The organism is Micromonospora sp. NPDC049282 (genome assembly GCF_043197045.1).
In the GTDB taxonomy this organism is placed as follows: Bacteria; Actinomycetota; Actinomycetes; order Mycobacteriales; family Micromonosporaceae; genus Micromonospora.
On sequence record NZ_JBICSL010000037.1, the window covers coordinates 1 to 8,635 of the forward strand.

5 protein-coding genes are annotated in these 8,635 nt (G+C 70.0%); 2 read left to right on the forward strand and 3 right to left on the reverse strand.

The annotated features are described in order from the left end of the window. Positions 1 to 89: 89 nt before the first annotated feature. Both ACGFI2_RS30500 and ACGFI2_RS30505 read right to left on the reverse strand, forming a co-directional pair. Positions 90 to 584 (reverse strand): recombinase family protein, encoded by a 495-nt coding sequence (locus tag ACGFI2_RS30500; protein ID WP_393523640.1) that lies wholly within the window; start codon positions 582 to 584, stop codon positions 90 to 92. Positions 585 to 608: 24 nt separating this feature from the next. Continuing rightward, on the reverse strand, positions 609 to 2,084 hold the full coding sequence (locus ACGFI2_RS30505; protein ID WP_393523642.1) for an arabinofuranosidase catalytic domain-containing protein: 1,476 nt from the start codon (positions 2,082 to 2,084) through the stop codon (positions 609 to 611). 508 nt (positions 2,085 to 2,592) lie between these two features. Between ACGFI2_RS30505 and ACGFI2_RS30510 the strand changes: the two genes are divergently transcribed. Next, positions 2,593 to 2,985, forward strand: coding sequence for a hypothetical protein (locus tag ACGFI2_RS30510; RefSeq protein ID WP_393523643.1), 393 nt, complete (start codon positions 2,593 to 2,595; stop codon positions 2,983 to 2,985). On the opposite strand, the gene ACGFI2_RS30515 is transcribed toward ACGFI2_RS30510, so the two are convergent. Then, complete coding sequence (locus tag ACGFI2_RS30515; RefSeq protein WP_393523644.1) at positions 2,944 to 4,785, reverse strand: FAD-dependent oxidoreductase; 1,842 nt, start codon at positions 4,783 to 4,785, stop codon at positions 2,944 to 2,946. The two genes, ACGFI2_RS30510 and ACGFI2_RS30515, sit on opposite strands and share 42 nt — an antisense overlap. A gap of 854 nt (positions 4,786 to 5,639) precedes the next feature. Here ACGFI2_RS30515 and ACGFI2_RS30520 point away from each other — a divergent pair. Then, positions 5,640 to 8,483 (forward strand): BTAD domain-containing putative transcriptional regulator, encoded by a 2,844-nt coding sequence (locus ACGFI2_RS30520; protein WP_393523646.1) that lies wholly within the window; start codon positions 5,640 to 5,642, stop codon positions 8,481 to 8,483. Positions 8,484 to 8,635 lie beyond the last annotated feature (152 nt).

The window sequence follows — 8,635 nt, forward strand, 5'->3', positions numbered from 1 at the left end:
CGCATGGTCAACCGCCACGTCCTCACCGAAGACGAACCCGGAGTATTCACCCTCACCCAGAAACGGACCTAACACTCCGAACCGCCCTCTCAGAGGTCATGACGCGGTGCCCGCGACGTGTGAGGTGTCCGCCCGGCAGGGGTCACTTCAGCGGGTTGCCGGTTCCAGACCTGCCGACCCGTGTAGCGCGGGGTGGCGGGGATCGCCGCGACCGTTCGTAGGGTCCACCGGTCGCCACTGCGGTGTGGATTGCGGTCGGGATCGACGCCTGATGGGCACGGTATGCCGGCGTCGTTGAGGGCGCGCGCGATGCTGGCGAGACTCTGGCCGTCCAGGCGTTGGGCGAACATCCACCGCACGTGTACGGCCGTGGCCGGATCCGGTTCGAGGCGTTGAAGCCGGCGATCCCAGCGCGCGTGCGCGGCGTCTGTCTCCTGCCGCGCTGGCCCTGTCGCTCCGCCTGCACACCGGTCTCGAGGAGCGCAGACGCACCCTCGCCGTGTGGGGCGAGGGTGCCTCGCCAGGTCACTACCGCGCAGGAATCGCCGGTGGCGCCGCCCCCAGCGGCCTCGCGGGGGCGGCATGGCCGGTGTGGTGTGCGGGTGTGGTCAGGTGCGGGTGGACCACTGTTGGTTGGTGCCGCCGTTGCAGGTCCAGAGGATGATTTTGGTGCCGTTGGCGGTGGCGGCAGCGTTGGCGTCGAGGCAGAGTCCGGATTGGACGCTGGTGATGGTGCCGTTGGCGTTGAGGTTCCATTGTTGGTTGGTTTGGCCGTTGCAGTCCCAGATGATGGCTTGGGTGCCGTTGGTCGTGCCTGCGCCGCTGGCGTCGAGGCATTTGTTGCCGAGTACCTGGAGTTGCTTGTTGGCGGTGTAGGTCCAGCGTTGGGCGGTGTTGCCGAGGCAGTCCCAGAGTTGGACCTGGGTGCCGTTGGTGGTGGTGGCGTTGGGTACGTCGATGCAGCGGCCGGACTGCCCGCCGACGAGCTGGACGTTCTGTTGCGGGTTGCCTCCTGCGGCGGTGGCGTAGCCGGCGGCGTTGATGTTGGCCTGGACGGCGTTCTCGGTGGCCGCGGTCGGGTAGCCGGAGGTCAGCACACCCTCGTAGAAGGTCCCCCGGCCGGAGGTGCTGTTGTCGCCGCCGATGCCGAGCAGGATCGCGCCCTCCTTCTTCATCGGGTGGTACCCGTTCGGACGTCGCCCGTCGAAGTAGGTCGTCAGAGCCCCTGACTGGCCGTCCCCGCCTCGGATGGCCCAGTGGTTCGACTCGCCCTTGACCATGGCGGTGACGAAGCGGTGGTTGATCGGCGCGATGTTGTTGTAGCCGGCGTTGACTCCGGAGAACAGCCCCCACTCCAGGTCGGCCATGATCCACGGGCCGGCCCCGGCGCCGTAGCCCCACTGCTTGTCGGCGCCGAAGTAGACGGTCTCCATGATGGCGGGCGCGTCAGCCTGGCCGTCGGTCTGTGCGTTGCCGTAGTCGAAGCAGCACCACTGGTTGTAGTGCGTGCCGTCGACGACCGCGTAGATGCCCTCGGGCTGGTCGCCGGTCGCGACGCCGTTGGTGTTGTTGTTGCGGTAGCCGGTACCGGGGGCGATGTAGACGCCGTACGCCTTCTGCCCGCCAATGGTGATCGGGGCTGCCTTCGCGTCGGCGAGATTGTCCCATCCGCCGGGTCCGGGACCGGGCCAGTAGCCGGGCGGGGCCTGGGTGAGGCGGTTGTTGCGGCCGGACTGGTCGTAGATGATCGTGATGACGCAGTTGGTGTTGGCGCAGAACGTGTCCTGGGTGGCGGCGTTCGCGTAGCCGCCGGCGCTGAGCACGCCGACGTCGCGGGTGGTGTTGTCCGAGGAGCGTCGGACCTGGTAGAGCGGTCCGTTGTACGCGCCGTAGAGGGCGCGGGTGGTGCTGTGCGCGGCGACGCACGGCGTGCCGCCGGAGGCGTAGATGTCACACGGGCCGGTGCCGGCGGCGTGGGCGACGCCCGGCGCGTCCGAGAGCACGTAGGCCCCAGCACCGACAGCGAGGACCAACGTGACGCCTGCCGCTGCCGTAAAGCGACTCAGCCTTCTCTTCACACTCATCGAATCCTCTCCTGGTGCGGCGGCGGTGGGATGGGGCGGTGGTAGGCCGAGGCTGGTGGTGCCGCCTCGGCCGGGATCGGGACGGATGCCAGGCTGACCTACACCGCGTGCGTCGCGGGGGACGCTCACGGGTTCGGTCGGCGAATCGATTCGAACGGATCGTAGGACCAGGTAGTGATGAATGTCAATGAAGTCACGGGTGGTAAACCGAGGGTTTCGCCTGCCAGCGAGAGCGTGCCGGTGACTCGTTCGATCGACGCGCCCGAAGGGGCCTGTCGTCCGAACCGATTCGTCGAATCGGTTCGAGGGAGCCGTACTTGCCGCGCTCTCCGAGGGGTGATCGCCAGCCCGGGCGGAGGTGGTCGGTCACCGATCGCTCAGTGACCCCCGCAGATGCCCGCAGCCCAAGAATCAAGTCCGAAGTTGGCCGGCGATCCCGGTGCGGACGGTCCATGCCGGATCGAGCGGGCGGGAGCATACGGTGAGCGCGTGTTGAGGGGGCAGGCCGGTGCTGCAGCGGTGGATCGGCGATGGCGGAATCGCGCTCGCGGTGCTGGTTGCCGCCGAGGCCGCGATAGCGACCGGCAGCGAGGACCGGCTCGGTCGACCGGGACTGGTTCGCGTACCTGCTCGGAGTGGCCATGGCGGCACCGCTGCGCCAGCGGAGCGGGCCACGGGACCGCACCGGCTGCCCGAGTTGCTGGCCGCCGTGCGGGCTGCGGGCAGCTGCTTGCCGGTCCAGCTGAACAGCGAGCTGCCTGGCAAGCAGCTGCCCGCAGCGCTCGACGAGGTGGCGTACCGGATCGTGCAGGAGTCACTGACAACGTCCTGCGTTGTGGTGGGGGGCGAACGAGATGGCTCAGGAAACATTCTGCCGCCGGGCTGCCTCCTGTCCCGCTAGGTAGCCAAACACCAGCCCCAGCGAGATCGTCCCTCCGGCGCCCCCGTAGAACCCCTTCGTTGGTGCGCCTCCTGCATTGCCAGCGGCGTACAGGCCTGGGATGACCTTGCCGTCGGTGTTCAGCGCGTGCCCGTGTGCGTCAGTCTTCGGGCCACCCACAGTGCCGAGCGCGCTGGCCTCAACCTTGAGCGCGTAGTACGGCGGGGTGTTGACGGGCCCTAGGACGCTTGACCTCGGGCTTTTCAGGACCGGTCGTACGATCTTCGTCATCGGCCCGACCACGAGGGAGCGCAGGCGTTCAGGGTCGTTCTTCCTCGCCGCACGTGCCGCCAGGCTGCTCACGATCGGTCCGACTGCCTTCGCGATGAACATCCGCGCCTTCGCGGTGGCGGCTGGGAATAGCGCGTCGGGGGACTTCTTGCTCAGCCGGGGGTAGAAGGCGCCAAAGTACCGATCGAACAACGTGCCACCGCGGTCGAAGTACGGGTCGCGACCTCGTCCGGCCTCCGGATTGAACCGGTCGACGGTCCGGAGTAGCCCCACCTCATCGACTCCGATCTGAGCCGCCAACCCCGCCAGCGTGTCAGCACGGTGGATGTAGTCGGGCACCGGCCCGCCGGGCGTAATGCCGAAGATGCCGAACTTCGTCCAGTAGTTGTGGTCGAAGATCAGCCACGCCGTGGCGTTCGGCAGGGTGTCCGTCTTTGGGTCCACCTCGCGCATGATCTTCCCGAGCTGGTCGTAGGGGAGAGCCTCGTTCGCGAAGCGCTCACCCTGATGGTTCACCATGATGCTGTGCGGCAGCGCACGCTCACCCAGGAACACCCGACTGAGTGGGCGGCCCTCCAGCGTCTCGCCGGGCACCTGCACCGCGGGCATCCACCAGGCGTCCTGCATGCCCGTCAGATCGGCGCCCACCTCCCGGGCCAGCTGCACCGCGATGCCCTCATGCCCCTGCGGCGAAACTTGCACTGCGAAGGGTGCGTGGAGGTGGCTCGTGGTCAGGTCGGTCGATCCCTCGAACCCGCCGCTGGCCAGCACGACGCCCTTGGTGGCACGAACCGTGCGCTCGACGCCATCGTCATCCTGTACGACGACGCCCCGCACCGCCGACTCATCCGTGATGAGCCGGACCGCGGGCGCTTGGACGCGCACGTCGACGCCGTTACCCAGAACCGCCTCGAGCAGGGCGCCGACCAACGCTGGCCCGGCGAGCCACACGACATCACTACTGATTCCACCGAGCAGCCAGAAGGGGAGCGGATTCCTGGCCATGCCAGTCGTCAGGGCGGGTCGCACGAACGAGGCGGCCTCCCCCAATCCCTCGGGGGAGTAGGGGCCGGGGAAGAGGGCCCGTCCGACCGACGCGCCATCGATGTCGGAGCGGTAGTCCGGCCAGAGCGTAGGGATCCACCCGAAAGAGGTGTGCTCTTCTATGAATCGGGCGACTTGCGGCCCCGTCTCCAGGAACTTCTCCACCAGCTCAGGGTCAAGAATCTTGTCCCGGCCCTCGCCATAGATGTAGCGCCGAGCCTTGTCCAGGTCGTCGCTCACCTTCAGGTCCTTGGTCGAAAAACCATGATTCGGGATCCAGGCCGCACCCGCAGAGATTCCGGTAGCGCCACCGACGATCGGCTGGGACTCCACAACGAGGACCCGTGCCCCTTGCTTCGCGGCGCTGAGCGCCGCCATCAGCCCTGCCCCGCCAGAGCCGACGACTGCTACGTCCACCTCCTCGGGGACGCCGCGCTGTGACGCGGTCCCGATGGAGCCACGGTGCTGCGTCGAACCGTTAACCACGATGTCCCCCGCACGATCAATTCGGTCATGACCCTCCCAAATCAACTTAGGGCTTGCAGAGGATCAACACGCGGATTTCGGATCCGGCCGAGTTGCTTGTGGTAGCCGTTCGCGACCTGCGAGATACCCATCGCCGGACTGCGCGCACTTCCGATGCTCATCGCCTGTATGCGCGGGTCCGGTGAGTCCATACCACAACGGCGCCTCCCATAGTCGGGATCTGCGTTATTGATCTGCGAGCCCTCGGCTCATCTATTTCCATCTGGTCGCCAATTCCGGGCGGCGCCAGTTGCGTCGTACGGCGATCGGCTCGCCCCGTGAACGGCAGTCCCTCGTCGCCGTCCTTGTGCCGGTCTGGGTGACGTCGGGCGTGGTCACCCGTATCTTCCCGACCGCCCCGTCGGGGACCGCGCGTGCGGTCAGGGGCGCGTCCGCGTCGCTGATGAACCTCGGCGGCCCTCACTCGCCGGTGTTCCACCCGCTGCACAGCCGGGACCCGCACAATCGGCCAGACGGCCTACGAGCCCGACGCCATGGAGCTCGGCGCCGTCATCGCCAAATGGGGCCAGCAGGCCATGGCCTCGTGCTGTGAGGCTGTCGCGACTGGTGATGATGACCGTGGCCGCACCCGTACGCGGGATCAGGGGCCGGACCTGGTTTCGGCGGCAGGGCGGTATTCCTGCCGTCAGAACCCCGCGATTTTGCCGAAACAGAGTTGATCGATCCGGTGTCACCGCTGACGGCGATGCCCGCGGCCATACCATCGCTTGTGGACGATCACGCCAACGCCCGCCGGATCTGCCGGTCGGTCCGGTCAGTAGGCTGCGCGAGGTGCTGCTCGGGAGCGAAGAATAGTGGACGGTGTCGAGTTCCGGGTGCTGGGACCCGTCGGTGTGTGGTGCCACGGCGAGCGGCTACGTCCGACGAACGCCCAGCAGCGCACGATCCTGGCGATGCTCCTGTTGACCCCGGCCCACGTCGTCACCCTCGGCCAGCTGGTCACCGCTCTGTGGGGCGATTGTCCGCCGGCGTCGGCGCGCAATGCCATTCAGGGGCACGTGTCCCGGCTCCGCCGGCTCCTCGACGACATCCCCGGGGTCGAGCTGGTGACGGCGGGTCCGGGCTACCGGCTGAACGTGCCGCGTGAGTCGGTGGACGTGCACCGATTCCGACGATTGGTGGGGCGGGCGCAGGCCGTTGACACCCCGCTCGACGAACTGCTGCGTACCGCCGTGGACCTGTGGCGCGGTCCCGCGTTCGCCGACGTCGCGGGTGAGTGGCTGGCGGCGACCGCCGGGCCGGCTCTCGAGCAGGAGCGGCTCGCCGCCGTCGAGGAGCTGTCCCGGGCCGAGCTGCGCGGGGGGCGCCCGGACGCCGCCATCGGTCGACTGACCGCCGTGGTCGCCGAGCATCCGCTGCGGGAGAACGCGGTCGCGCTGCTGATGACCGGGCTGCATCGCGCCGGCCGGCGCAGCGAGGCCCTGGACGTGTTCCGGGCGACCCGGCTCCGGCTGACCCGGGATCTCGGCATCGAGCCGAGCGACGAGCTGCAGCGGATCCATCGCGCGGTGCTGGCAGACGATCCGCCGGCGGTGGTGGCGTCGCCCGCGGTAGCGGTGCCGGCGGTGGCAGTGCCGGCGGTGGCGACGGTCGGTCCGTGCGCCCGTCAGCTGCCCGCCGACGTGGCGCACTTCACCGGCCGTACCGCCGAGCTGGCCGCGCTCGACGAGTTGCTGGGGTGGCGGCACACCGGTGTCGCGGTGGCCGTGATCAGTGGTGCCCCGGGGGCGGGCAAGACGGCGCTCACCGTGCACTGGGCCCATCGGGTCGCCGACCGCTTTCCGGACGGGCAACTGTTCGTGAACCTGTGCGGCTTCGACACCACGGGCGCCGCCATGGACCCGGCCGATGCGCTGCGCCGGCTGTTGGCCGGGCTGGGCGTGCCGGCGAACCGGCTTCCGGCGGCGCTGGACGAGCAGTCAGCCCTTCTCCGTACGGTGGTCGCGCAGCGACGGGTTTTGATCGTGCTGGACAACGCGCGGGACGCCGCGCAGGTCCGCCCGCTGTTGCCCGGAGCTTCCGGGTGCCTGGTCGTGGTGACCAGCCGCGACCAGATGACCGGACTGGTGGTCGGACATGGCGCGACGCCGCTCGCGCTCAGCCGCCCCTCCGCGGCAGAGGCGCGGGAGTTCCTGGCCAAGCGGCTCGGCAGCGGAAGGGTCGCCCGCGAACCGCAGGCGAGCGCGGACATCGTCGAGTCGTGCGGTCGGCTGCCGCTGGCGCTGGCCGTGGTCGCCGCTCGCGCCGTCACCAACCCCCATCTGCCGCTGGCCGCGCTCGCGGCCGAGTTGCGGGAGAGTCGCGACCGCCTCGACGTCCTGGCCAACGGTGACTCGGCCACCGACGTGCGGACGGTGTTCTCCCGGTCCTACCGGGCGCTCGGTACGGAGACCGCCCGGCTGTTCCGGCGACTCGGCCTGCATGTCGGCCCCGACCTCGGTCTGTCTGCGGCGGCCAACCTCATGGGACTGCCCGTGGCGCGGACGCGAGCACTCATCGGCGAGCTGATCCGGGCACACCTGATCGAAGAACCTGTTCCGGGCCGTTACGTGTTCCACGACCTGATCCGGGCGTACGCGGAGGAGTTGGCGCGGACCATCGAGTCGGCGGCGGACCGCCGCTTGGCGCTGCGCCGGCTCCTCGACCACTACCTGCACAGCGCGCGGCTCGCCGACGCGCTCGTGGAGCCGCACCGATCGCCGATCCGGTTCGAGCCGTGCGCCGACGGGGTGCACGTCGACGAGCCGACCGACCGCAAGGAGGCTCAGGCGTGGTTCACCGCTGAGCGGGCGGTCGTGCTGGCTGCGATCGACCGGGCCGCGGCTGAGGGATTCGCCGCACACGCCTGGCAGTTGGCCTGGGCGATCAAGCCGTGGCTGAGCCGGCAGTGGCACCGCCACGACCAGGTGCGGGCGCAGCGGGCCGCGGTGGCGATGGCGAGGAAGGCCGGGGACACCGCGGCGCAGGCGGTGGCACACCGGTATCTGGCCGACGGGTTCGACCGGCTCGGCCAGCACGGCGACGCCGAAGTCGACTACCAGCGGGCGCTCGACCTGTACCGGATCGTCGAGGATCGGATCGGGCAGGCGCACGTCGAACTGGACATCGCCCGGATGCTCGACCGGCAGCAGCGTCACCGGGATGCGGTGTACCACCTGGAACGCGCCCTGGTCCTGTTCCGCGCCGAGTGCCACGGCGTCGGCGAGGCCCGTACCCTCGCCGCGCTGGGTTGGGAACACGCCCAACTCGGCCAGTACGGCGAGGCGCTGGAGCACTGCCGCGCCGCGCTGGCGCTGCTCCAGGCGAGTGCCGACCGCCACGGCGAGGCGGCCGGCTGGGACAGCATCGGCTACATCCACCACCAGCGCGGCGAGTACCCGCTCGCCATCCAGTGCTACGAGCGCAGCCTTGAGATGTTGCAGGAGTGCGGCGACCGGATGGGCTCGGCACGTTCGCTGGTCTGCCTCGGGGAGAGCCGGCTCGCCGCCGGTGAGGCGGCCGAGGGCCGGCGGGCGTGGCAGCGGGCGATGGCGCTGTTGACCGACCTGGACGACGCCGCGGCCGCGGAGTTGGCCGAACGGCTGCGCCTGTTGCCGGCCGTGCCGCCCGGTGCCGACCAGCGGTCCGTGCCGGGATGACCCTGGTTCGATGTTCCGGTGTGGTGGGGGGGGCGCCCGCGCGGCCCCCCCCCCCCCCCCCCGGCCCCCCCGGGCCCCCCCCCCCCCCCGGGGGGGGGGCCCCCGCGGCGGGGGGGGGGGGCCCCCCGGCCGCCCCCCCCCGGGGGGGGGGC